20 protein-coding genes are annotated in these 22517 nt (G+C 72.7%); 11 read left to right on the forward strand and 9 right to left on the reverse strand.

The features are described 5' to 3' along the window. The first annotated feature begins 181 nt into the window (after positions 1-181). Together ACFW9Z_RS00265 and ACFW9Z_RS00270 are read left to right on the forward strand one after the other, a co-directional pair. A complete protein-coding gene (locus ACFW9Z_RS00265; RefSeq protein ID WP_384631954.1) occupies positions 182-784 on the forward strand; it encodes a hypothetical protein in 603 nt (200 codons plus the stop codon). 70 nt (positions 785-854) lie between these two features. Next, positions 855-2171, forward strand: coding sequence for an MFS transporter (locus ACFW9Z_RS00270; protein ID WP_384631956.1), 1317 nt, complete (start codon positions 855-857; stop codon positions 2169-2171). 83 nt (positions 2172-2254) lie between these two features. On the opposite strand, the gene ACFW9Z_RS00275 is transcribed toward ACFW9Z_RS00270, so the two are convergent. Further along, complete coding sequence (locus tag ACFW9Z_RS00275) at positions 2255-2512, reverse strand: hypothetical protein (protein ID WP_384631958.1); 258 nt, start codon at positions 2510-2512, stop codon at positions 2255-2257. Between the two features lie 58 nt (positions 2513-2570). Here ACFW9Z_RS00275 and map point away from each other — a divergent pair, with 58 nt between their 5' ends. Further along, positions 2571-3428 carry a type I methionyl aminopeptidase gene (gene map, locus ACFW9Z_RS00280; protein ID WP_384631960.1) on the forward strand — a complete coding sequence of 286 codons (858 nt, stop codon included), beginning with the start codon at positions 2571-2573 and terminating at the stop codon, positions 3426-3428. Between the two features lie 222 nt (positions 3429-3650). Continuing rightward, positions 3651-4316, forward strand: a complete 666-nt coding sequence (locus ACFW9Z_RS00285) for a heme oxygenase (biliverdin-producing) (RefSeq protein ID WP_384631963.1) — start codon at positions 3651-3653, stop codon at positions 4314-4316. 32 nt (positions 4317-4348) lie between these two features. Here ACFW9Z_RS00285 and ACFW9Z_RS00290 read toward each other — a convergent pair whose 3' ends face one another. The 3 genes from ACFW9Z_RS00290 to ACFW9Z_RS00300 all read right to left on the reverse strand — a co-directional run bounded on the left by ACFW9Z_RS00290 (position 4349) and on the right by ACFW9Z_RS00300 (position 8388). After that, positions 4349-5020 carry a PhzF family phenazine biosynthesis protein gene (locus ACFW9Z_RS00290; RefSeq protein WP_384633321.1) on the reverse strand — a complete coding sequence of 224 codons (672 nt, stop codon included), beginning with the start codon at positions 5018-5020 and terminating at the stop codon, positions 4349-4351. 137 nt (positions 5021-5157) lie between these two features. Continuing rightward, the gene (locus ACFW9Z_RS00295; protein WP_384631965.1) at positions 5158-6798 is read right to left on the reverse strand and encodes an HtaA domain-containing protein; all 1641 of its coding nucleotides are present in this window, start codon (positions 6796-6798) and stop codon (positions 5158-5160) included. 84 nt (positions 6799-6882) lie between these two features. After that, positions 6883-8388, reverse strand: a complete 1506-nt coding sequence (locus tag ACFW9Z_RS00300; RefSeq protein WP_384631968.1) for an HtaA domain-containing protein — start codon at positions 8386-8388, stop codon at positions 6883-6885. A gap of 192 nt (positions 8389-8580) precedes the next feature. Between ACFW9Z_RS00300 and ACFW9Z_RS00305 the strand changes: the two genes are divergently transcribed. The 4 genes from ACFW9Z_RS00305 to ACFW9Z_RS00320 all read left to right on the forward strand — a co-directional run bounded on the left by ACFW9Z_RS00305 (position 8581) and on the right by ACFW9Z_RS00320 (position 12794). Next, positions 8581-9657 carry a hemin ABC transporter substrate-binding protein gene (locus ACFW9Z_RS00305; protein ID WP_384631971.1) on the forward strand — a complete coding sequence of 359 codons (1077 nt, stop codon included), beginning with the start codon at positions 8581-8583 and terminating at the stop codon, positions 9655-9657. After that, positions 9654-10805: a FecCD family ABC transporter permease gene (locus tag ACFW9Z_RS00310; RefSeq protein ID WP_384631973.1), complete on the forward strand. Its 1152-nt coding sequence runs from the start codon at positions 9654-9656 to the stop codon at positions 10803-10805. The genes ACFW9Z_RS00305 and ACFW9Z_RS00310 overlap by 4 nt, the downstream gene beginning before the upstream one ends. After that, entirely contained in the window at positions 10802-11638 is an 837-nt protein-coding gene (locus ACFW9Z_RS00315; protein WP_384631976.1) for a heme ABC transporter ATP-binding protein, read from the forward strand. Before ACFW9Z_RS00310 ends, ACFW9Z_RS00315 begins: the two co-directional genes overlap by 4 nt. Before the next feature lie 151 nt (positions 11639-11789). Continuing rightward, positions 11790-12794, forward strand: coding sequence for a hypothetical protein (locus tag ACFW9Z_RS00320; RefSeq protein WP_384631979.1), 1005 nt, complete (start codon positions 11790-11792; stop codon positions 12792-12794). A 73-nt stretch (positions 12795-12867) separates the two neighbouring features. Here ACFW9Z_RS00320 and ACFW9Z_RS00325 read toward each other — a convergent pair whose 3' ends face one another. Next, positions 12868-13614 (reverse strand): bifunctional DNA primase/polymerase, encoded by a 747-nt coding sequence (locus tag ACFW9Z_RS00325; RefSeq protein WP_384631982.1) that lies wholly within the window; start codon positions 13612-13614, stop codon positions 12868-12870. Between the two features lie 152 nt (positions 13615-13766). Further along, the gene (locus tag ACFW9Z_RS00330; protein ID WP_384631985.1) at positions 13767-14396 is read right to left on the reverse strand and encodes a TetR/AcrR family transcriptional regulator; all 630 of its coding nucleotides are present in this window, start codon (positions 14394-14396) and stop codon (positions 13767-13769) included. A gap of 201 nt (positions 14397-14597) precedes the next feature. On the opposite strand from ACFW9Z_RS00330, the gene ddaH reads away from it, so the two are divergent. Continuing rightward, positions 14598-15458: a dimethylargininase gene (gene ddaH, locus ACFW9Z_RS00335; RefSeq protein ID WP_384633323.1), complete on the forward strand. Its 861-nt coding sequence runs from the start codon at positions 14598-14600 to the stop codon at positions 15456-15458. 4 nt (positions 15459-15462) lie between these two features. On the opposite strand, the gene ACFW9Z_RS00340 is transcribed toward ddaH, so the two are convergent. Beyond that, positions 15463-16491 carry a small ribosomal subunit Rsm22 family protein gene (locus ACFW9Z_RS00340; protein WP_384631988.1) on the reverse strand — a complete coding sequence of 343 codons (1029 nt, stop codon included), beginning with the start codon at positions 16489-16491 and terminating at the stop codon, positions 15463-15465. A 259-nt stretch (positions 16492-16750) separates the two neighbouring features. Between ACFW9Z_RS00340 and ACFW9Z_RS00345 the strand changes: the two genes are divergently transcribed. Next, complete coding sequence (locus ACFW9Z_RS00345; RefSeq protein ID WP_384631991.1) at positions 16751-18085, forward strand: hypothetical protein; 1335 nt, start codon at positions 16751-16753, stop codon at positions 18083-18085. Positions 18086-18245: 160 nt separating this feature from the next. Here ACFW9Z_RS00345 and ACFW9Z_RS00350 read toward each other — a convergent pair whose 3' ends face one another. After that, positions 18246-19586: a multidrug effflux MFS transporter gene (locus tag ACFW9Z_RS00350; protein WP_384631994.1), complete on the reverse strand. Its 1341-nt coding sequence runs from the start codon at positions 19584-19586 to the stop codon at positions 18246-18248. A gap of 90 nt (positions 19587-19676) precedes the next feature. Here ACFW9Z_RS00350 and ACFW9Z_RS00355 point away from each other — a divergent pair, with 90 nt between their 5' ends. Then, entirely contained in the window at positions 19677-20672 is a 996-nt protein-coding gene (locus tag ACFW9Z_RS00355; RefSeq protein ID WP_384631997.1) for a Gfo/Idh/MocA family protein, read from the forward strand. 24 nt (positions 20673-20696) lie between these two features. Here ACFW9Z_RS00355 and ACFW9Z_RS00360 read toward each other — a convergent pair whose 3' ends face one another. Continuing rightward, positions 20697-22367, reverse strand: coding sequence for an alkaline phosphatase D family protein (locus ACFW9Z_RS00360; RefSeq protein ID WP_384632000.1), 1671 nt, complete (start codon positions 22365-22367; stop codon positions 20697-20699). Positions 22368-22517: the final 150 nt, after the last annotated feature.

Consider the following 22517-nt stretch of genomic DNA (forward strand, 5'->3'; position numbering starts at 1 on the left):
GACCCTACTGCCAGGTAGGGCCCGGAATCCCGCCCCCGGGCCCGCGGACTCCCTCACCCGTCCGGCCCACGGTCCCTTTCACCGTCCCGCCCGCCGCCCCAACACCGTACGGTCCTCCGTTCGGGTGACGGGGAGGCGTGCGGGCGCCGCCGGGCGGAGGGCGGGGGCAGGATGCCGGGCCATGGATGCCGTACGTGTCGCCCTGCTCCGTGACGTGCTGGCCGGGACCCGGTGGCCGGCCTCCGCCCGCCGGTTCGCGGTGGCGCTGCGCTCGTCCGTCGTACCGCAGGGCGGCGGGCTGCTCCTGGTGGGGACCGAGGCGTACGAGCCGTGGCATCTGGCGGCCCACCTCGCCGACGAGTCCACCTGGTCCGGGCTGCCGGAGCTGGTGCCCACGCTGGTACGGCACCGGGTGGCGCCGGACGACCCGGCGCATCTCGCGGTCGGGCTCGGCCGGATCGAGGCGGCGGGGCGGGGTGCGACCGTGCTGCTCGTCGCGCCGGAGCGGCCGGGCGGCGGGCTCCTGGAGCGGGTGCACGACGCGCGGCGGGCCGGGGCGCGGGTGCTGGCGCTGGGCGGCGGTGACCCGGAGGTCGGCGGGCTGGCCCACGAGTCGCTGGTGGTGCCGGGGGACGACGCGGTGGACCTGGACATCGTGCAGCACCTGGTGAGCGCGGCGGCCGGGGAGAACGGCGGGCCGGTGGCGCGCGGCGGCCGCACCTTCCGGGACCGGCTCTCCCGCCTCGCCGACCGGCTGACGGAGCCGCCGCCGACGCGGTGGTGACGTACCGCGTGGGCTCCGCCGGAGAAATCGGTTTGCCCGTGGTGCCCCGCAGTGCCGATCATGGCCCTTCGTGACCGAAGCTCCCCCTGGCTCCCAGCCTCCTCCCCCTCCCCCGCGCCCCGGCAGGTTCCGTGCCCTGCTGCCGGATCTGTCCCCGTGGCGCTCCTCGCGTGACTTCCGGCTGCTGTGGATCCAGGGGCTGATCACGTACTTCGGCAGCTTCATGGCGCTCATCGCCCTGCCGCTCCAGATCAAGCACCTCACCGGCTCGCCGCTCGCGGTCGGGGCGATGGGGGCGGTGGAGCTGGTGCCGCTGGTGGTCTTCGGGCTGTACGGCGGGGCGCTCGCCGATGCCGTGGACCGGCGCCGGGTCATCCTCCTCACCGAGGCGGGGCTCGGTGTGCTCGCCGCGATCCTGCTGGTGAACGCCCTGCTGCCGGAGCCGCTGCTGTGGCCGCTGTACGTGGTGGCCGGCGGGGTCGCCGCGCTGGCCGGGCTCCAGCGGCCCGCGCTGGACTCCCTGATGGCCCGGATCGTGCCGCACGCCCAGCAGACGGCGGCGGCCGCGCTGAACTCGCTGCGCTGGCAGATCGGGGCGATCGCGGGCCCGGCGCTGGCCGGTCTGGTGGTGGCGTACGCCGGTCACGGCACGGCGTACGCGGTGACGGTGTGCACGTTCGCCGTCTCCGTCGTGCTCTGCCTGCGCCTCACCCCGGCACCGCCCGCCGAGGAGGCTCAGAAGCCCTCGCTCCGGGGGATCGTGGAGGGGGCCCGGTACGCCTGGAGCCGGCCGGTGCTGCTGGGGACGTACGCGATCGACCTGGCGGCGATGTTCTTCGCCTTCCCGAACACCATCTTCCCGTTCCTGGCGGACGAGCTGGACGCGGAGTGGTCGCTGGGGCTGATGTACTCGGCGGGCGCGGTGGGCTCGCTGGCGCTGGGGCTGACCAGCGGCTGGACGTCCCGGGTGCGCAGGCACGGGCTGTTCGTGGTGTTCGGCGCGGCGGTCTGGGGGCTGGCGATCGCGGCGGCGGGGTGGTTCTCCAGCGTGTGGGTGGTGCTGTTCTGCCTGGGCGTGGCGGGGGCGGGCGACATGCTGAGCGGACTGGGGCGGGCGACCATCTGGAACCAGACCATCCCGGACGAGCTGCGCGGGCGGCTGGCGGGCATCGAGGTGCTCTCGTACAGCGTGGGACCGCAGCTGGGGCAGGTGCGGGCCGGGGCGATGGCGGGCTGGACGGGGACCCGGTCGGCGATCTGGACGGGCGGGGTGGCGTGCGTGGCGTCGGTGGTGCTGCTGACGGCGGCGCTGCCGAAGCTGGTGCGGTACGACTCGGAGACGGATGAGGATGCGGTGCGGAGGAGGGGGGCGGGGGTGGAGGGGTGACCCGGGCCCGGCCGGGTGGCCGGGCTTCCGGGGCTCCGCCCCGTACCCCGCTCCTCGAACGCCGGAGGGGCTGAGAGATGTCCTCAGTCGCCGGACGGGCTGGACGGGCCGGACGGGCCGGAGCGATCGCCCTTGTCCTCGTCGTGCCACTTCGGGTCCGTCTCCCACTCCAGGTTCCGTTCGCGGGCCGTGTCCATCGCGTGTTCGGCCGCCTCGCGGGAGGTGTAGGGGCCGAACCGGTTCTGGGCAGGGCACTCCGGGCCCTCCTCGACCTTCTTGTGCTGCAGGCAGTAGTACCATTCGCCCGGTTTGCCGACCGTGCGCTTCTTGAACAGGGCCATGGACGGCTCCTTTCCTTATCGCCATGGTGCCCCGGGGCCGCTGGTTAGACTCGCTGGCATGTCTGGCCAGTCGCTTCTCGTACCAGGGGAGATCACTCCCGTCCGTTCCGTCCCCGGAAACATCCGGCGCCCCGAGTACGTGGGGAAGCCGGCTCCGAAGCCGTACACCGGCCCGGAGATCCAGGACACCGACACCATCGAGCGGATGCGGATCGCGGGCCGCATCGCCGCTCAGGCGATGGAGGAGGCCGCCAAGCACATCGCCCCGGGCGTCACCACGGACGAACTCGACCGGGTCGCGCACGAGTTCATGATCGACCACGGCGCGTACCCCTCCACCCTCGGCTACCGGGGCTTCCCGAAGTCGCTGTGCAGCTCGCTCAACGAGGTCATCTGCCACGGCATCCCCGACTCCACCGTGCTGCGCGACGGGGACATCGTGAACCTCGACGTCACCGCGTACATCAACGGGGTGCACGGCGACAACAACGCCACCTACCTCTGCGGTGACGTGGACGAGGAGTCCCGGCTGCTCGTCGAGCGCACCCGGGAGTCGCTGAACCGGGCCATCAAGGCGGTCAGGCCCGGCCGGCAGATCAACGTCATCGGGCGGGTCATCGAGTCGTACGCGAAACGGTTCGGCTACGGGGTCGTGCGCGACTTCACGGGGCACGGGATCAACTCCTCGTTCCACTCCGGCCTGATCATCCCGCACTACGACAGCCCGCAGGCGACCACCGTGATGCAGCCGGGCATGACGTTCACCATCGAGCCGATGCTGACGCTGGGCACCCACGAGTACGACATGTGGGAGGACGGCTGGACCGTGGTGACGAAGGACCGCAAGCGGACCGCGCAGTTCGAGCACACGCTCGTCGTCACGGAGACCGGGGCGGAGATCCTGACCCTGCCGTAGTCAGAACCTTCCGCAATCGGGACAAAACACCCCCGAGGGGGCCGCGCTCTCCTTTGTCGCGTATTTTTTTACCGACAAGCAGTCGGGAACCAGTTGACTTAGGTAAACCTAAGTAGGAGGATCGGCGTACCGGCACGCGCCGCCGCAGCGTTGCGGCGGTCGCCTGCCGATATTTCCGTCTGTTTCTGGACTTCCCGTCCCCCTCGGCCCCGGAGGCCCGCCTTGGACGCAACCGCCACCGTCACTCCCTTCTCGACGCTCATCCGCACCGCGTCGCACGAGCAGCACACCGAGGCCGAGACCTCGACCTTCATGGGTGACCTGCTCGGCGGCCGGCTGGGCGTGGACGCGTACACGCGCTACACCGAGCAGCTGTGGTTCGTCTACCGGGCGCTGGAGGAAGGCGCGGAGGCCCTGCGGAACGACCCGGTCGCGGGCCCCTTCATACAGCCCGAGCTGATGCGCTCCACCGAGCTGGAGCGCGACCTGGCGCACCTGCGCGGGGAGAACTGGCGCGAGGGCCTGGAGCCGCTGCCCGCCACCGCCGCGTACGCCGCCCGGGTCACCGAGTGCGCGCGCACCTGGCCCGCCGGTTACATCGCGCACCACTACACCCGCTACCTCGGCGACCTCTCGGGCGGCCAGATCATCCGCGACAAGGCGGAGAAGACCTGGGGCTTCGAGCGCAAGGGCGACGGCGTGCGGTTCTACGTCTTCGAGGAGATCACCAACCCAGCCGCCTTCAAGCGGGGTTACCGCGAGCTGCTGGACGGCGTGAACGCGGACGACCTGGAGAAGCAGCGGATCATCGAGGAGTGCAAGCGCGCCTTCGCGCTGAACACCGCGGTCTTCCGGGAGCTGGGCGAGGTGTTCCCGCTCAGCGCGTAGTCCCGCTCATATCGTTCATGGCCGCCCGTGGTTCAGCCCCGGGCGGCCATCAGGACGCGGCCCCCTACCTCCACCGTGCCGTCCGGCGCGGGTGCTGTGAGGATCTGGGAGCCGCGTCCTTGTGTGATGTTCAGGGCCCGGCCGAGGTGCGCGCTCAGCAGCATGGCCGCCGCGCCCGTCGCCTCGTCCTCGACGATGTCCTCCCCGCGCCGGGGGAAGGCCCGCGCGCGCACCCGCCCGGCCGCCTCGTCCTCCCAGGCCCAGGCGTAGAGCCAGCCCTCCCCCGGCGGCGGGCCGGGCAGCGCCTCCACCTCGGCCGCCGTCGCGTACTGCTGGAGCATGCGCGGCGGGGCCCACTCGGGGCGCGCGGTGATCCAGGTGAACTCCCCGTCCTGGCGGGCGAACACGTCCCCGACGGCCAGCTCCAGGATCTCCAGGTCCAGCAGCCAGGCCGCGCCGAGGAGCGGATGCCCGGCGAACGGCAGCCGGAGGCCCGGGGCGTGGATGTCCACCCTGCCCCGCTCCGGGTCGTCGACGAACACGGTCTCGCTGAAGCCGAGCTGCCGGGCCAGCCGCTGCCGGGAGGGCTCGTCGGGGTGGCTGCGCCCGTCGCGTACGACACCGAGGGCGTTGCCGTGGCGTCCGTCGGGTCCGCAGAACACCCGCAGGACGTCGATGCCCCGGGGTACGTCGTAGTGGTTCACGTGGTTCACGTGCGCATTCAAGCATCACCCGGGCCCGGGGCGGGGGTTGAGGGAGCCGGGAACGGCCGCAGGGCCGTACCAGCTGGTACGGCCCTGCGGGTTCAGGTGGTGCGCGTGGTGCGGGTGGTGCTGTTCGGTCAGGCGGTTTCGTTACGGCGACGGCGCGCCGCGATCACGATGCCGGCACCGGCCACCACGACGACGCCGGAGGCGGCGAGCAGGGCGCCGGTCGGGGTGTCCGCGCCGGTCGCGGCGAGGGCGCCGGAGCCGCCGCCGACCGAACCGCCGGTGGAGCCGCCGACCGCGCCTCCGCCGACGGTGCCACCGCCGCCGACCGTTCCGCCACCCGTGGTGGAACCGCCTGCGGTGGAGCCGCCCGTGGAGCCCGAGCCGCCGGTGGAGCCGGAGCCGCCGTTCGAACCGGAGCCGCCGTTCGAGCCGCCCGGAGGCAGCGTGGCGTTCTTGTCGAGCGAGACCGCGACGGTCAGGGGGTCGAGCTCGTCGCCCGGCTGGTAGCTGGCGCTGAACGCCTTGGAGCCGTCCTCGGTGAGGGTCGCCGGGATGCCCACGAGGTTCACGATGCCGTCCTTGGCGGTGAGCGCTCCGGCGGGCACCTTCAGGTCGGCGATGGCCACGTCGGTGAACTCGTTGACCTTGCCGGTGTCACGGTTCTTGGCCGAGGCGTCGGCGACGAGCTTGCCGGTGGTGCCCTGGATGTCGACCTTCAGGTTGCTGAAGGAGAGGTCGAGCCCGAACTCGCCCTTGGACTCGTGGCCCAGGAAGCGCACCTTGCCCTTGAACTCGGCGGCGAGCGTGTTCTTGTCGGCGTCGAGGTGGCCGGTGGCCTTGTTGAAGCGGTAGCCGTCGGCGTTGGCGGTGGCGCCCTCGCTCGTCTCGATCTTGCCGTGCGCGATCGGGCCGACGACGTACGAACGCCAGGACTTCCTGACGCCCCAGTCCAGGGTGCCGTCGACGACCGGGCCGCTGGTGGGCGCCGCGGTCTCGGTGGGGGTCGGCTCGATGGTCGGCTTGACCGGGGGCTTCACCGGCGGGTCCACGGGAGGCTGCACCGGGGGGTCCACGGGGGGCTGCACCGGCGGGTCGACCGGAGGCTTGACCGGCGGGTCGACGGGAGGCTTGGCCTGCTTGACCGTCAGGGTGGCCGGGTCGACCACGTCGCCCTTCTTGTAGTAGCCGGCGAAGGCCGCCGCGCCCTCCTCGGTAAAGGCACCCGGGATGTCCGCGTAGGTCGTGCCCTCGGGCCCGTCGGAGGCGGTGATGCCGTTGAGGTCGAGCGTCGAGAACACCACGTTCTTGGTGACGACCGGGTCCTTGCCGGGGGACTTGGCGGTGATGTCGACGGCGATGTGGCCGCTCTTCCCGACCTTGACGACCTTGACGTCGGACAGCTTGATGTCCAGGACGCCGCCGCGTGCCACGTAGTGCAGGCTGCCCTTGAACGAGGACGTCACGCCGTCGTTGCCGAGGTCGTACTCCCCCTTGTCCAGGGGGAACTTGTACGTGCCGTCCGCGTTCTGGGTGACACCGTCGGCCAGGGTGGTGGTGCCGTTGGCGCCCGCGATCATCCTGCGCCAGGACTCCTTGAAGCCCCAGTCGAGGGCGCCCGACTCCAGCTGGGAGACCGGTGCGGCGGGGGCTGCGGCGGCCGGGGCCGTGGGGGGATCGGCGGCGAAGGCCGGGAGGGCGAAGGTCGCGCCCAGGGCGGCGGCCGTGGCGATGGCCGCAGCGAGGGCTATGGGGCGGCGTGTTGCTGCCATGTCGGTGGGTCTCCTAAGGGAACAGGGGGAGGAAGCGAGGCGCGGGGCGAGGGGGTGGGGAACCATAAGGCGCGCATCGGGACGTCAGGAGGTCTGGGGGGCGTCGGAGCCCGAAGAGGTGGCGTCGGAGCCCGTGGCGGCGGCGTCGGTACCGGCGGCCTTGCGGCGGCGCAGGGCGAAGAACGCCCCGGCCGCGCCGAGCAGCAGCACCCCGCCGCCGATCGCGGCGTACGTGCCGGCGCCCGGGCCGGAGTCCGATGCGGCGGCGACCGGTTCGGCGGAGGGCTCGGCCGAGGGCTTCGCGGTGGGCTCGGCGGCGGCCGTCGGCTCACTGCCGAGGTCGGGCAGCGCGGGCAGTTCGGCCTTCTCGTCCACGGCGACGGCGAGCGAGACGGGGTCCATCTCGGTGCCCGCCTTGTACATGGATCCGAACGCCTTGGCCCCCTCGGCGGTGAGGGTGGCCGGGACCTCCGTCAGGACCGCGAGGCCCTCCTTCGGTGCGAAGTCCTTGGCCTCGAAGGTGATCAGGGGGACGTCCTTGCGGGTGGTGCCCGCGCTCGTGACGTCCGCCGAGAGCGTGCCCTCGCCCTTGGCGACGGCGACCGTGACCCCGGCGAACTTCAGGTCGAGGTCGTGGGCGCCGGTGAAGTGGATGCTGCCGCCGAAGCCTGCGTCCAGGGTCTGCTTCTTCGCGTCGTACGTGCCCTTGCCCTGCGGGAAGCGGAAGAGTGCCCCGCCGTCCTGGGCGCCGTCGGCCAGCGTCCACTTGCCCTGGCCGATGGAGCCGGTGACGTACTCGCGGAAGGTGCGGCGGACGCCCCAGTCGACGGCGGCGTCCTCGACGCGGCCCGCCTTCTCCTTCGCGGCCTTCTCCTTGTCCTTCTCCTTGGCCTTGTCGGCGTCCTTCTCCGCGTCCTTGTCCTCCGCGTCCTTCTTCTCGGACGGGGCGGGCTTGGGCTCGGCCGGGGCCTGGGTGTCCACGGAGAGGCTGATCGGGTCGAGCGGCGTACCGGCGGTGTAGTAGCCGGCGAAGGCGGAGGCGCCTTCCGCGGTCAGCGTCGCGGGAACGTTGTTGAGGGCGATGGGGGTGGAGCCGCCCTTCATGTTGATGCCGCCGAGGCCGAGCTTGGCGAGCGGCACCTGGGAGCGGTTGCTGACCTTGCCGGTCCCCCGCTCCTTGCTGACCATGTCGGCGAAGAGCGTGCCGCTGCCGCCGTTGATCCTGATGGTGGGGCGGCTGATGGTGAGGTCCAGCTCGTTGGTTCCGTCGGCCTTCGTGTGGCCGGTGAAGTGCACCCCGCCGGAGAAACCGGAGCTGAAGGCGCCGGTCGCCGGGTCGTAGGAACCGCTCGCGGAGTGGAAGCGGAACTGGCTGCCGCCGACCGTGGCGGCGCCGCCGGTCAGGCTCCAACGGCCCTGGGCGATGGGGCCGGTGACGTAACTCTGGAAGGAGGCCTTGATGCCCCAGTCCAGTCGTCCGCCCTGCACCGTACGGCTGGCCGCTTGCGCGGTGGCGGCGGGGAGCATCGCTCCCAGCAGCACCGCGAGGAGCGCGACGGCGAGCGCGCGGGCGGATCTGGACGACAGCATGGGGGACCCCTCCGAGGGCTAGATGTGCAGGTAAGGCTAACCTAAGGTATTCCCAGCCTGTGCAGGAACCCCTCCGGCGCCTCCACACCCGCGACACATTCGTCACATCTGTCCCACCCCGAACCACCCGCTCCACCCCGCTCCACCCCGAACCACCCACCGCTACACCGCAGAACGACAGGACGGTGCCCCGTGCGCATCTCGCAGGACTTCGCCCCTCAGGGCCCGGACACCGGGCCGGCCTCGGGCCGTCGCCCGGCCCGTGGCCGGGCGGGCGCCGCCCTCACTGCCGCCGTGGCCTTCGCCCTGCTCCTGACGGGCTGCGGCGGAGGCAACGATTCCGCATCGAAGCCCGCCAAGAGCTCCGCCGACGCGGACCGGGTCGAGCCGCTGGCCGCCGCGCCCGCGCCGAAGCTGCCGGTGACGGTGGACTCGGCGGACGGCAAAAAGGTCACGATCGACTCCACCGACCGGATCGTGCCGCTGACCGGGTCGCTGAGCGAGATCGTCTTCACCCTCGGTTTCGGCAAGCAGGTCGTCGCCCGGGACATCACCGCCACCTTCGAACAGGCCGAGAAGCTCCCGGTGGTGACCCGCGCCCACGACGTCTCGGCGGAGAGCGTCCTCTCGCTGAAGCCGACCGTCGTCCTCGCAGACACCACGACCGGGCCGCGCGAGGCGATCGACCAGATCCGCGACGCGGGCATCCCGCTCGTCGTGGTCGATCCCGCCAAGGGGCTCGACGATGTCGGCCGCCGGATCGACACGGTCGCCGAGGTGCTGGGCGTACCGGCCGCCGGGAGCGAGCTGAAGGAGCGCACCGAGGCGCGTATCGCGGCCGTGCAGAAGACCATCCCGGACCACACGGACGGCAAGAAGCCCCGGGTGGCCTTCCTCTACCTGCGCGGTTCGGCCTCCGTCTATCTGCTGGGCGGCGCGGAGTCGGGGGCGAGTTCGCTGCTGGAGGCGGCGGGCGCGGTCGACGCGGGCAAGACGTCCGGGCTGAAGAAGGACTTCACCGCCATCACCAGCGAGGCGCTCGCCAAGGCCGCGCCCGACGCGATCCTCCTGATGACCAAGGGGTTCGACTCGGTGGGCGGTATGGACGGTCTGGTGAAGATCCCCGGCATCGCGGAGACGCCCGCCGGGATGGACCGCCGGGTCGTCACGGTCGACGACGGCGTGCTGCTGAACTACGGCCCGCGCACCGACCGGGTGCTCGCCGAGATCGTCGAGCAGCTGTACGCGAAGGGCGGCAAGGGCCAGTGACCACCTCGTACGAGGAACGCACCGGGGAGCCGGAGGCCGAAGGCCCGGAGCCCCGGGTCACCCTCTCCAAGGAGGACCCCGCAGCTGCGACCGGTCTGAAGGCGGACCTCCCCAAGTCCCCCCGCAGCAGAACGTTCGTGCTCACGATCGGGCTCTCCCTCGCCCTGCTCGCCGGGTGTCTGCTCTCCGCCGCGATCGGCGCGTACTCCATCCCCATCGGGGACGTACTCGCCTCCGTCCAGCACCGGATCGGGCTCGGCGGGCAGCCGCTGGACCGGGTCGGCGAGAGCGTCCTGTGGAACGTGCGGCTCCCCCGGGTCGTCCTCGCGCTGCTCGTCGGCGCCTCGCTCGGCTGCGCGGGCGCCCTGATGCAGGGCGTGTTCGGCAACCCGCTGGCCGAGCCCGGTGTCATCGGGATCTCAGCGGGCGCGGCGGTCGGCGCGGTCGCCTCGATCGCGCTGGGGCTGACCTTCTTCGGCAACTGGACGATCACCGTCTTCGCGTTCATCGCCGGTCTCGCCACCGTGCTGCTCGTCTATACGCTCTCGCGGTCCGGCGGCCGGACGGAGGTGGTGACGCTGATCCTCACCGGTATCGCCGTCAACGCCTTCGCGGGCGCGCTGATCGGGCTGTTCATCTTCTTCGCGGACAACGCGCAGATCACCCAGATCACCTTCTGGCAGCTCGGTTCGCTCTCGCAGGCGACCTGGCCCAAGGTGCTGGCCGTGCTGCCGTGCGCCTTGGCCGGACTGCTCATCGCCCCGTTCTACGCCCGCAAGCTGGACCTGCTGGCCCTCGGTGAGCGGCCCGCCCGCCATCTGGGCGTGGACGTGGAGCGGCTGCGGATCACGCTGGTGCTGGTCGTGGCGCTGCTGACGGCCGCCGCCGTGGCCGTGGCCGGGATCATCTCGTTCGTCGGGCTGCTCGTCCCGCACCTGCTGCGGATGGCGAACGGCCCCGGCCACCGCTTCCTGGTCCCCGGGAGCGCCCTGGGCGGTGCGCTGGTGCTGGTCGCGGGCGACCTCGCCGCCCGGACCGTGGCCGCCCCCGCCGAGCTGCCGCTCGGTGTGCTGACCGCGCTCTTCGGCAGCCCGTTCTTCTTCTGGCTGCTGCGCAGGACCCGTCGTAAGCAAGGTGGTTGGGCATGAGGACGCTGAGAGATCTGTTCGCGGTACGGAGCCGGGAGCTGCCCTCGCCCATCGCGCCCGGCTCCGCCGCCGTCCAGGCCGCCGGGGTCTCGGTCCGCCTCGGCGGGCGGCAGGTGCTGGACTCCGTGGACATCACCGCGCACGCGGGCGAGGTGGTGGCCCTGGTCGGGCCGAACGGGGCCGGCAAGTCGACGCTCCTGGCCGCGCTCGCCGCCGACCTGGCCCCCGGCAGCGGCGAGGTGCGCATCGGCGGCCGCCCGGTCGGCGAGTGGACCCCGCCCGAACTGGCCCTGCGCCGCTCGGTGCTGCCCCAGTCCGCCGTGCTCTCCTTCCCGTTCCCGGTGGAGGACGTCGTACGGATGGGGCGGGCGCCCTGGTCCGGTACGGAGCTGGAGGACGAGGACGACACGGCCGTGGCGGCGGCGATGGCGGCCACCGAGGTGACCCGGTTCGCCGCCCGCCCCTTCTCCGAGCTGTCGGGCGGTGAGCGGGCCCGGGTGGCGCTCGCCCGGGTGCTGGCCCAGCGGGCCCCGCTGATGCTGCTGGACGAGCCGACGGCCGCCCTGGACCTGCGCCACCAGGAGCTGGTGCTGCGGATCTGCCGGGAGCGGGCCGCCGCGGGGGACGCGGTGGTGGTGGTCCTGCACGATCTGGGGCTGGCGGCCGCGTACGCGGACCGGGTGGCCGTCCTGCACGAGGGGCGGATCGCGGTGGTGGGGCCGCCGCGGGAGATCTTCGACGGTGAACTGCTCGGCGAGGTGTACCGGCAGCCGGTGGAGGTGTTCCCGCATCCGCGTACGGGGGCCCCGCTGGTCGTCCCCGTACGCCACTGAGCCTGGAGACCGGCTTTCCCCGGACGCTTTCCGGAGTGCCAGGTCACGTTGTGGGTGCTGTATCCGGTCCGCGCCCGCACGCCGTTCGGCGCCCCGGTAGGGTTTCGACGGTCAGTGCGGGCGACGGATGCAGAAGGCGCAGAAGCAACGGATGACGAGAGTCCCTGGGGTGGGTCGGCTGACGGCGGCGCTCGCGACGGCGACGGTGCTGTGCCTGACGGTGAGCGGCTGCATGACGGTCCACGGTGAGCTGGAAGTGCTGCCGGGAGCCACGGAGTCGGAGGCCGCGCAGGCCCTGAAGGACTTCACCGACGCCTACAACGCGGCGGACAAGGCGTACGATCCGGCGCTGGACGCGGACCGGGTGACGGGGTCGCTCGGGGCGATCAACCAGGCCGGGCTGAAGGCGCGGCAGACGAACAGCCCCGAGGGCAACAAGGCGCACAAGCCGCTGGAGCTGACCGACGCCACCTACATCATCCCGAAGAAGGCGGGCTGGCCGCGCTGGTTCCTGGCCGACACCGACTCCAACCGGGACGAGGACGGCGGGAAGCTGGACAGCCGCTGGCTGCTGACGTTCGTACGGACCGGTCCCGACGCGCTCTGGAAGGCGTCCTATCTCGCGGTCGTCCCGCCCTCCCAGGTGCCGGAGTTCACCCTGGACGCGGACGGGCTCGCCACTCCGGTGGAGCCGCAGAGCGACGAACTGATCGTGTCCCCGGCCGACTTGAGCATCGCGTACACGGAGTACCTGCAGAAGGGCACCCCGGACGCGTTCGCCCCCGGCACCGCGACCTCGGGGTGGCGCGAGACGCGCCGCACCACCCGGCGGGCCGGGTTCTCCTACCAGTACATCGACCAGCCGCTGTCCGGCTCCACCTTCGGGCCGCTCGGGCTGCGCACCGAGGACGGCGGGGCGCTGGTCTTCTTCAGCAGCAAGCACTTCGAGCGGCAGGTCACGGCGGAGGGGCTGAAGCCGGAGGTCAACGCGGATGTGAAGGCGCTGATGACCGGCGAGGTGACCAACAGCCTGACCAAGGAGCGGGTCTCCAGCCAGCTGGTCCATGTGCCCGCGCGCGGGGAGGCGGCCGGCTCCGGCGGCAAGGTGCGGGTGCTGAACCGGCTGCCGGGGCTGGTCGCGGCGAAGGGCGAGTAGAAGACGTGCAGATGCGTGGGGGTCGTGTGGGGGTGGTGTCGGGGCCTGAACGCCACCCCCTGATCCTCAGCGGTCAGCGGCTCAGCGGCCAGGCGATCGAGTCGTGGTCCAGCTCGCTCTGCTCGGCGCTCCCCGCATACCGGGCGCAGGCGTCGGTGAGCGTCTCCAGCAGGGTCAGCGGGTCGGGCAGCTCGTGCTCGGGGCCGCGCACCCAGTGGACGTCGAGCTCACCGGGGAGCCGGGCCGGCGGCAGGAGTACGTAGCTGCCGCGGCAGTGCCAGCGCAGGCCCGGGTGGGCGTCCATGGTCTCGGGGTGGCAGTCCAGCTCGCAGGGCCACCACTCGTCCTCGTCCTCGGGGGTGCCCCGGGTGGCGGTGAAGAAGAGCATCCGGTCCTCGCCGGACTGGGCGACCGGGCCGACATCGATGCCCGCCGCGAGAAGACGCTCCAAAGCGCCGCGGCCGGCGGTGAGCGGGACGTCCAGCACGTCGTGGATCATGCCGGTCGCGGTGATGAAGTTGGCGAGCGGCTGGCTGCGGGCCCAGCGCTCGATCTGGGCGCGGTCGGTGGTCGACTGCGTCTGCCAGGCGAAGGAGATGGGGTGCCGGGCGGGGGTGGGACAGCCGATGCGCTCGCACGAACATCGGTATCCGAGGGGGTGGGCGGCGGGGGCGATGGGCATGCCCGCGTCGGCGACTGCCAGGAGCAGCGCCACTCTGGCCGTCTCCTCGGCTTCGGCCCCCGGTGATTTGGGACGTCGCCGCAGCCACTGGGAGATCCTGCTCTCTGTGCCGCGGAAACGGCCGGAATCGGCGCCCATCTATCCCCTCACCTCAGCATTTCACCTCAGCGTTGCCTCTCCATCGTCGCACCATCCTGCGGCTCGGGTGGCCAGAGTTCACCAGCGGGGCCGCGTACCACTGCACCGAGTGAGCACCATCACGCCCCATGTCACCACATACCGGATATCGATCAAGGTCGAGGGGCCAGCCCGCCGAGGGCGTAGTCCACGATCGTGTCGGCGTACGCATGGGTGAGCGGGAGGGTTCTGAGCAGCCAGCGGTGGGTGAGTGGCGCGATGAGGAGCTCCAGGGCGATCCGGGGATCGGCGTCGGCACGGAGCTGCCCGGCCTCCTGCGCTGCGCGCAGCCGTGTGACATACAACGCGAGCTGCGGATCGAGCAGCTTCGCGACGAATTCGGCGCCCAGTTTCGCGTCGACGATGCCTTCGGCGGTGAGCGCCCGGGTGGGAGCCTCCATCAGGGGGTCGTTCAGCTCGTCGACGGTGGCGCGCAGGACGAGCTTCAGGTCGGCGGCCAGGTCCCCGGTGTCGGGGATGCCGTGCTCGGCGCCGCCCGCCTGCGGGCCCGCCTCCTCGGCGGCCCGGGCGGCCAGGTCGAGGAAGGCCTCCATCAGGACGGCCGCCTTCGAGGGCCACCAGCGGTAGATCGTCTGTTTGCCGACCCCGGCGCGGGCGGCGATACCCTCGATCGTCGTACGCCGGTAGCCGCTCTCGCCGACGAGGGCGAGGGCCGCGTCGTAGATGGCCCGGCGGGAGCGGTCGCTGCGGCGGCTGGCGTCGGGGGCCTTGTGGGGTGCCATGCGGCCAATCTAGTACCCTCCGAGCCGATACGTATCGTCTTGCCCATAACCCGTGAACCCTCGGGCGAGGAACGACCGTCCCCCGCACCTGTGGAACGACCGGTCGGTGGCCGTGATCGGACGGTCTGATGAACCACCCGATCGGTCCACTGCGGATCGGCCCCGCACAGCGCACCATGGGCTCACGCACAGACCGTGCGCATCCCACCGTTCCGCGGCCCGGCCGCCGTTCGCGAGGAGCCCCAGTTGAACCGTGACGCCACCCCTCGTCGCTACCTGATGTGCGCCCCGACGCACTTCCGGGTCACCTACTCCATCAACCCGTGGATGGACCCGTCCAAACCCGTCGACCTGCCGCTGGCCCAGACCCAGTGGGAGGACCTGCGCGACCGCTACCGGTCCCTCGGCCACACCGTCGAGCTGCTCACCCCCCGCCCGGACCTGCCGGACATGGTCTTCGCGGCCAACGGCGCCACGGTGATCGGCGGGCGGGTGCTCGGCGCCCTCTTCGCCTACCGGGAACGGTACGAGGAGGCCGAGGCCCACCGCGAGTGGTTCCGGGGACACGGCTTCACCGACATCCGGGAGCCGGACCACGTCAACGAGGGCGAGGGGGACTTCGCGGTCACCGCCTCCTACCTGCTCGCCGGGCGCGGCTTCCGCTCCAGCCCGCTCTCGCACGACGAGGCCCAGGAGTTCTTCGGGGTGCCGGTCATCGGGCTCGACCTGGTGGACCCGCGCTACTACCACCTGGACACCGCGCTCTGTGTGCTGGACGCGGAGGCCGACGAGATCATGTACTACCCGGACGCCTTCTCGCCCGGCAGCCGGTCCGTGCTGCGCCGGCTCTTCCCCGACGCGCTGCTGGCCCGGGAGGCGGACGCGGCGGCGTTCGGGCTGAACTCGGTCAGCGACGGCCGCCATGTCCTGCTGCCCCAGGGCGCGACGGGGCTGCTCGACCCGCTGCGGGACCGGGGCTTCGAGCCGGTCCCGATGGACCTGGGCGAGCTGCTCAAGGGCGGCGGCAGCGTGAAGTGCTGCACCCAGGAGCTGCGGGGCTGAGCGCCTAAGCAGGGCCCTGAGGGCTCTCCTGAGCAGGGCCCTGAGGGCTCTCCGGCGGCCAGGGATCGCCCCAGGCCACGTTCCTGGCCGCCCGGTACAGCTCGCCGTGGCGCTTGGTGACCGTGGAGCGGTCCAGGCCCTCGTCCCGGGTGCAGAGCTCCAGCAGCACCTGGCCCTTGCGGATCTGCGGCCTGCGGGTGACCCGGGCGGGCGCCGGGGCGGTGGGGAAGCGGGTGGCGACGACGTAACTGAACTTCTCGTCCTCGTGGCTCAGCGAGCCGCCCTTGACCTGCCGGTGCAGCGAGGAGCGGCTGACCCGGGCCGAGAAGTGGCACCAGTCGGTGCCCGGTTCGATCGGGCAGGCGGCGCTGTGCGGGCAGGGGGCGGCGATGCTCAGCCCGACCGCGATCAGCCGGTCCCGGGCCTCGATGATCCGGGCGTACCCGTCGGGGGTGCCGGGCTCCACGATCACCACGGCCTGCCCGGCCCCGGCGGCCGCGTCGACCAGCTCGGTCCTGGCCTGCGCCGTCAGCTCCTTGAGTACGTAGCTGACGGTGACCAGGTCCGCCGGGGCCAGCTCCAGCGCCGCACCGATCCGGGCCCGCTCCCACCGGGCCTCGCGCAGCCCCGGCACTCCGGAGGCCCCGGCCAGTTCGCGGCCCAGCGCGAGGGCGGGCTCGGCCCAGTCCAGGACGGTGGTGGCCGGGCCCTCCCAGGCCCCGGCCACCGCCCAGCTCGCCGCGCCCGTGCCGCCGCCGACGTCGGTGTGGGTGGCGGGCACCCAGTCGGGCGCGGCCTCGGCCAGGGCGTCGAGGGCGGACCGTACGGCCTCGAAGGTGGCGGGCATCCGGTACGCGGCGTACGCGACGACGTCCGAGCGGTCCCGCAGGATCGGGGCGTCGGTCGGGGTCTCCCCCCGGTAGCTGGCGATCAGCCGGTCGACGGCCTGCGCGGCCTGCTTGGGCGGCAGCCCGTCGAGCAGCCCGGCCAGTGCCGCACGCAGGGACTGGGCGGTGGGGAGGGTGACGTTCACCGCCGAATTGTAGGCGGAGGGGGCCCGGCGGGGCGCACTCCGCTCGGCCGGGGGGGGCGGAGACGTAAGGGGAGGGCGCGGGGAGGGGCGTACGGAGGGCATACAGGGAGCTCCAGAGGTCGTACGGGGAGCCCCCGGTCGGCCCGCGTCAACGTTACGGAACAGGATTTCCGCGAACTCCTCGCCGCCGGGAGCCTGTTGCTACGCTGGCCCGCGCGGGATCGGGCACGGGACGGCCGGATGGGCCTGCGGGGGAACCATGAGACAGAAGATCGTGCGGCTGGCCCTGGTCGGCGGGGCGGTCCTCCTCGCCCTGCTCCTTCTCCTGGCGGCCTGCGGCGGCAAACCGGACGGCCCGGACGGGAAGGAGTCCACCACCCGATCCGCCGTCTCCGGTCCGGCCGAGCGGGTGGTGCCGGGCGCGGGTGAGGTCACCCGGCTCACCGTCCCCCCGCAGTACACGAACGCCCGGGGCTGGGAGGTCATCGGCTCCTCCCCCGACATCGCCGTCTCCCATGCGACGGGCCTGCTCGCCTATCTGGAGCGGTCCGCCGGGGACCGCTACCGGCTGCGCACCGTCGACACGGCCACCGGGAAGCCGGGCTGGCAGGGCCGGGCCTGGCGGCCGCCGGAACCGCCGCACTACCCGAAGCTCGCCACGGTCACCGCGGGGGCCCGGCAGTACTTCGTGACTTGGGCATACGGGAAGGCCGGGGACGGGATGACGCCCGCCTCCACCCTCGTATCGCTCGATCTGTACGACGTGACGAACGGCTCCTGGCAGCGCGTCGAGGTGCCGTGGTCCGGCGCCCCGGCCGTCCACACGAGCGGACCGGAGATCGTGATCAGCGACGGCGAGGCCAACAGCACGCTGGTCGACCCGGTCACGGGCACGGTCTCCGAGCTGGGCGCGGACGAGCTGAAGTACCCGAAGGGCTGCCCGGCCTGCAAGCAGCTCACCGAGGTGCACGGGCAGACCGCCGCCGGGCTGCTGGTCGGCGGGGCCCGGGAGTTCTGGGTGCGCGGCGGCTGGTTCAGCCGGAACGTGGCGCCCAAGGGCGTCGACCGGGGCAGCGGCACGGTGACATCGGTGACCCCGGGCCGGGTGCTGGCGAAGTGGGCCCTGGCGAGGAAGGCGGAGCGGGCGGCCACCCACGAGCTGTGGGCCGTGCACGACGCGGCCACCGGCCGGCCGCTGGTCTCCGTCGAGTGCCACCGGCCCGCCATAGAGCCGGGGCGCCACCCGCAGGCGGTCCTCTCCCCCTCGGGCGACTACCTGATCGCCGGAAACCTGGCCTTCGACCTGGCGGCCGGGCGGGGCCACTGCTTCGAGGCGGAGGACGGCTCCGGCCATCTGACCCTGGCCACGGTGACGGACGACGGCATCGCCTACGGGGCCGAGAACGCCCGCGACGCCTCGGAGGCGCTCTCCGGGGCCGGGCTGCCGGTCGCGATGAACTTCGCGACCTGGACCACCGACCCGCTGTCGCGCAACGCGCGGCTGCCGGGGACGGAAGCGACCGGGGTCGGGGTGTTCCGCTGGACGGACCGGCAGGACCGGGCGCGGCTGACCGGCTACCCGCGTACGGACTGAGGGCCCACGGCCTCCCCCGGCCCTCGCAGAGGCGCGTCCTCGCGACGGCGGCGTACGGACTGAGGGCCCACGGCCTCCCCCGGCCCTCGCAGAGGCGCGTCCTCGCGACGGCGGCCCCAGCAGCCCCCGGCCTCGCGCCCGCACCTCACCGAGGCCGCGCCTACAGCCCCCCGCCCTCGCGCCCCGTCCGCTGCCACGGGCGGCACAGCCCCAGGAAGCAGCCGACCGCCGCCACCGCGCACACCAGCTGCACGACCGCCATCGGGACGGCCGTGTCCTCCCCCGCGATACCGACCAGCGGCGAGGCGATCGCCCCGATCAGGAACGAGGTCGTGCCGAGCAGCGCGGAGGCCGAGCCCGCCGCGTGCTTGGTGCGCATCAGGGCCTGGGCGTTGGTGTTGGGCATCGCGAGGCCCATCGCCGACATCAGCACGAACAGCCCGGCCGCGACGGGGACGAGGCCCACCTCGCCGAAGACGCCCAGGGTCATCAGCAGCAGCGCGAGCGCCGAGAGCACGATGACCGCGAGGCCGAAGCCCAGCACCTTGTCCAGGCTGAACCGGCCCACCAGCAGCTTGCCGTTGATCTGGCCGACGGCGATCAGCCCGATGGAGTTGAGGCCGAACAGCAGGCTGAAGGTCTGCGGGGAGGCCCCGTAGATCTCCTGCACGACGAACGGGGAGGCGGCGATGTAGGCGAACAGGACGGCGAAGGCGAGCCCGCCCGCGATCATGTAGCCGGTGAAGACCCGGTCCGCGAGCAGCCCGCGCATGGTGCGCAGCGCCTCGCCGACCCCGCCGGTGTGGCGGTCGCCGGGCGGCAGGGTCTCGTGCAGCCACTTCCAGACGATCAGGGTGAGGACGATCCCGACCCCGGTCAGCACGACGAAGATGCCGCGCCAGTCGGTGAAGCGCATCACCTGCCCGCCGATCAGCGGGGCGATGATCGGGGCGACGCCGGAGATCAGCATCAGGGTGGAGAAGAACCGGGCCATCTCCACGCCGTCGTAGAGGTCGCGCACCACCGCCCGGGCGATCACGATGCCCGCAGCGCCTGCCAGCCCCTGGAGGAGGCGGAAGCCGATGAGGAGTTCGGCGGAGGGGGCGAGCGCGCAGATCGCGGTGGCGATGACGTAGACGACCATGCCCAGCAGCAGCGGCCGACGGCGGCCCCAGCGGTCGCTCATCGGTCCGACGACGAGCTGTCCGAGCGCCATTCCGGCCAGGCACGCGGTCAGCGTGAGCTGGATGGTGGCGGCGGGGGCGCTGAGCGAGTCGGTGACGGCGGGGAGCGCCGGGAGGTACATGTCCATGGAGAGCGGCGGCAGGGCGGTGAGCCCGCCGAGGACCATGGTGACCAGGAACCCGGTGCGCCGGGCCGCCTTGACCGATGTGGCCGACCGCTCCGGAGGGGCGGGCGGGGCCCCGGCGCCGGTCCCGTCGCTCCGGGGGGTGGGTATGTGGTGCTCTCGCTGGGCCCGGCTGCCGCCGCTGTCCGGCATTCTCGTCTCCGAATCGTTGAATCCGCATCTATGCTCTCAGCTCGGCCGGAGTGGTCGATACCTTTTTCGGGCTGGTTTGGGGTGGCGGGCATGGGCGGGACGGTGCGCTGGGGTGTTCTGGCGACGGGCGGCATAGCCGGGACCTTCACGGCGGACGTACGGGCGCTGCCCGGCGCCGAGGTGGTGGCGGTCGCCTCGCGTACGGAGGCCTCGGCGATGGCCTTCGCCGAGCGCCACGGGATCGCGCGGGCCTACGGGAGCTGGGCGGAGCTGGTCGCCGACGACGCGGTGGACGTGGTGTACGTGGCCACCCCGCACTCGGCGCACCACGCGGCCGCCGCGCTCGCGCTGAGGGCCGGGAAGCACGTGCTGTGCGAGAAGGCGTTCACGCTCAACAGCCGGGAGGCGCGGGAGCTGGTGGCGCTCGCCCGGGACCGGGGCCTCTTCCTGATGGAGGCCATGTGGACCTATCTGAACCCGGTGGTCCGCCGGCTGACCGAGCTGGTGCGGGACGGGGCGATCGGCGAGATCCGTACCGTACAGGCGGACTTCGGCTTCGCGGGCGACTTCGCCCCCGGCCACCGGCTGCGCGATCCGGACCTGGGCGGCGGGGCGCTGCTGGACCTGGGCGTCTACCCGGTCTCCTTCGCCCACCTGCTGCTGGGCGAGCCGGACCGGGTGCAGGCGGACGCGCTGCTCTCGCCCGAGGGTGTGGACCTGAGCACGGGGATGCTGCTGGGCTGGGACGCGGGCGCCACCGCGCTGCTCTCCTGCTCGATCGTCGGCCACCACCCGACGGCGGCCACCGTCATCGGCACGGAGGGCCGGATCGACCTCCCGCGCGACTTCTTCCACCCGGACCACTTCGTGCTGCACCGGCCGGGCAAGGAGCCGGAGACGGTCACCTCGGGTCCGGGGCCGCGGGGTCTGTCCGGGATGCAGTACGAGGCGGCCGAGGTGGCACGCGCGATCCGGGCGGGCGAGAGCGAGTCCCCGCTCGTACCGCTGGAGGGCACGCTCGCGGTGATGCGGACGCTCGACGCGGTACGGGACCGCATCGGCGTCCGCTACCCGGCGGACCACTGACCCGTTCGACTCGTTCGCCCCGTTCTACGCGGGGGTGAGGCCCGGGTTCCCCGCCTCGGTGACGAAGGAGGCCGCCGTGGAGAGCGGCGCTCCGGGGGTGGTGACCGCCGACACCGTACGGAAGTCGGCGCGGGCCTCCCGCTCGCCGAGGGTGACGAGGACGTACCCGCGCCGCCCGTCGTAGAACTTCATGTGCGGGTTGGCGCGGGTGCGGTTCTCCCAGTTGGCGGGCCGTTCCGCGCCGTCCCTGCCACTGGAGATCGAGGTGGTGACGATCTCCGTGCCGACGGTCCTCGACGCCGGGTCGTCGAAGTCCTTCTTGAGGTCGAAGGCGTGCGAGACGTGGACGTCCCCGGTGAGGACCATCAGGTTCGCCACCCCGGCGGACTCGGCCCCGTCCAGCACCCGCTGCCGGGAGGCCGGGTAGCCGTCCCAGGCGTCCATGGAGAGCTTGTACGCGGCGGTGGGCACATCGCGCCGCCGGGCGAAGGTGACCTGCTGCGGCACCACGTTCCAGGTGGCGTCCGAGGCGCGCCAGCCGTCGATCAGCCAGCGCTCCTGGGCGGCCCCGGTCATGGTGCGCGCGGGGTCCTCGGACTCCGGGCCCGGGGTGCGCCAGCCGTCCCCGTACGCCTGGTCGCTGCGGTACTGACGGGTGTCCAGGATGTCGAACTGGGCGAGCCGCCCGAAGGTGAGACGGCGGTAGAGCCGCATGTCGGGGCCGGTGGGCCGCTGCGGGGTGCGCAGGGGCTGGTTCTCCCAGTACGCGCGGTACGCGGCGGCCCGGCGCAGCAGGAACTCCTCGGGCGGTACGTCGTTCTCGGGGATCTCGCCCGCGTAGTTGTTCTCGGTCTCGTGGTCGTCCCAGGTGACGACGAAGGGGTGGGCGGCGTGGGCGGCGCGCAGGTCCGGGTCGGACTTGTAGAGGGCGTACCGCAGCCGGTAGTCCTCCAGGGTCATGGTCTCGCGGTTGTAGTGGGCGGGGAGGCGGCGGTCGGTGTAGGCGCGGGCGCCTCCGGTGGCGTTGACGGCGTACTCGTAGAGGTAGTCCCCGAGGTGGAAGACCACGTCGACGTCCTCGGCGGCGAGGTGGCGGTGGGCGGTGAAGTACCCGTCGTGGTACGCCTGGCAGGAGACGGCGGCCAGGGTGAGGGAGCTGTTACGGGTCCCGGCGGCGGGGGCGGTGCGGGTGCGGCCGGTCGGGCTGGTCCAGCTGCCGGTGCGGAAGCGGTAGTAGTAGGCGCGGCCGGAGTCGAGGCCCTGGACGTCCGCGCGGACGCTGTGGGCGAACTCCGCGTGGGCGGTGACCGATCCGCGCCGGGCGATGCGGCGGAAACCCTCGTCGTGGGCCAGCTCCCAGCGCACCTCGACCCGGTTGGCGGGGAGGCCGCCGCCGGGCTCGTACGGGCGGGGGGCCAGCCGGGTCCAGATGAGTACGGAGTCGGGGAGCGGGTCGCCGGAGGCCACGCCGAGGGTGAAGGGGTCCTCGGTGATCCTGCGGGCGTCCAGCTCGACGGCGCTCGCCGTTCCGGCGGCGGGCAGGTTCATGGTGAAGGCGAGCGCGGCGGCAGCTCCGGCCCCGGTGAGCAGGCGTCGGCGGTCCAGACCGGGACGGGGTAACCGTGCGGTGGCGGTGGGGAGTTCGCTGGATCGGACACCCTGACCGGGCGTCATGGACGTCTGTGCGGCTGTCATATGCCCCTCGCTGTGCCGGATGCTGCCGGATGGTGTCGGACTCCAGAGCAACCGCCGCGCGCGACGCGCCGTTGTCGCGTGCACAACATCCGCATGGCGGGTCGATGAGCACCCCGCGCCCTGTGCACCGACCTCCGCCGTACGCCGCCG

The organism is Streptomyces sp. NPDC059452 (assembly GCF_042750035.1).
Taxonomy (GTDB): domain Bacteria; phylum Actinomycetota; class Actinomycetes; order Streptomycetales; family Streptomycetaceae; genus Streptomyces.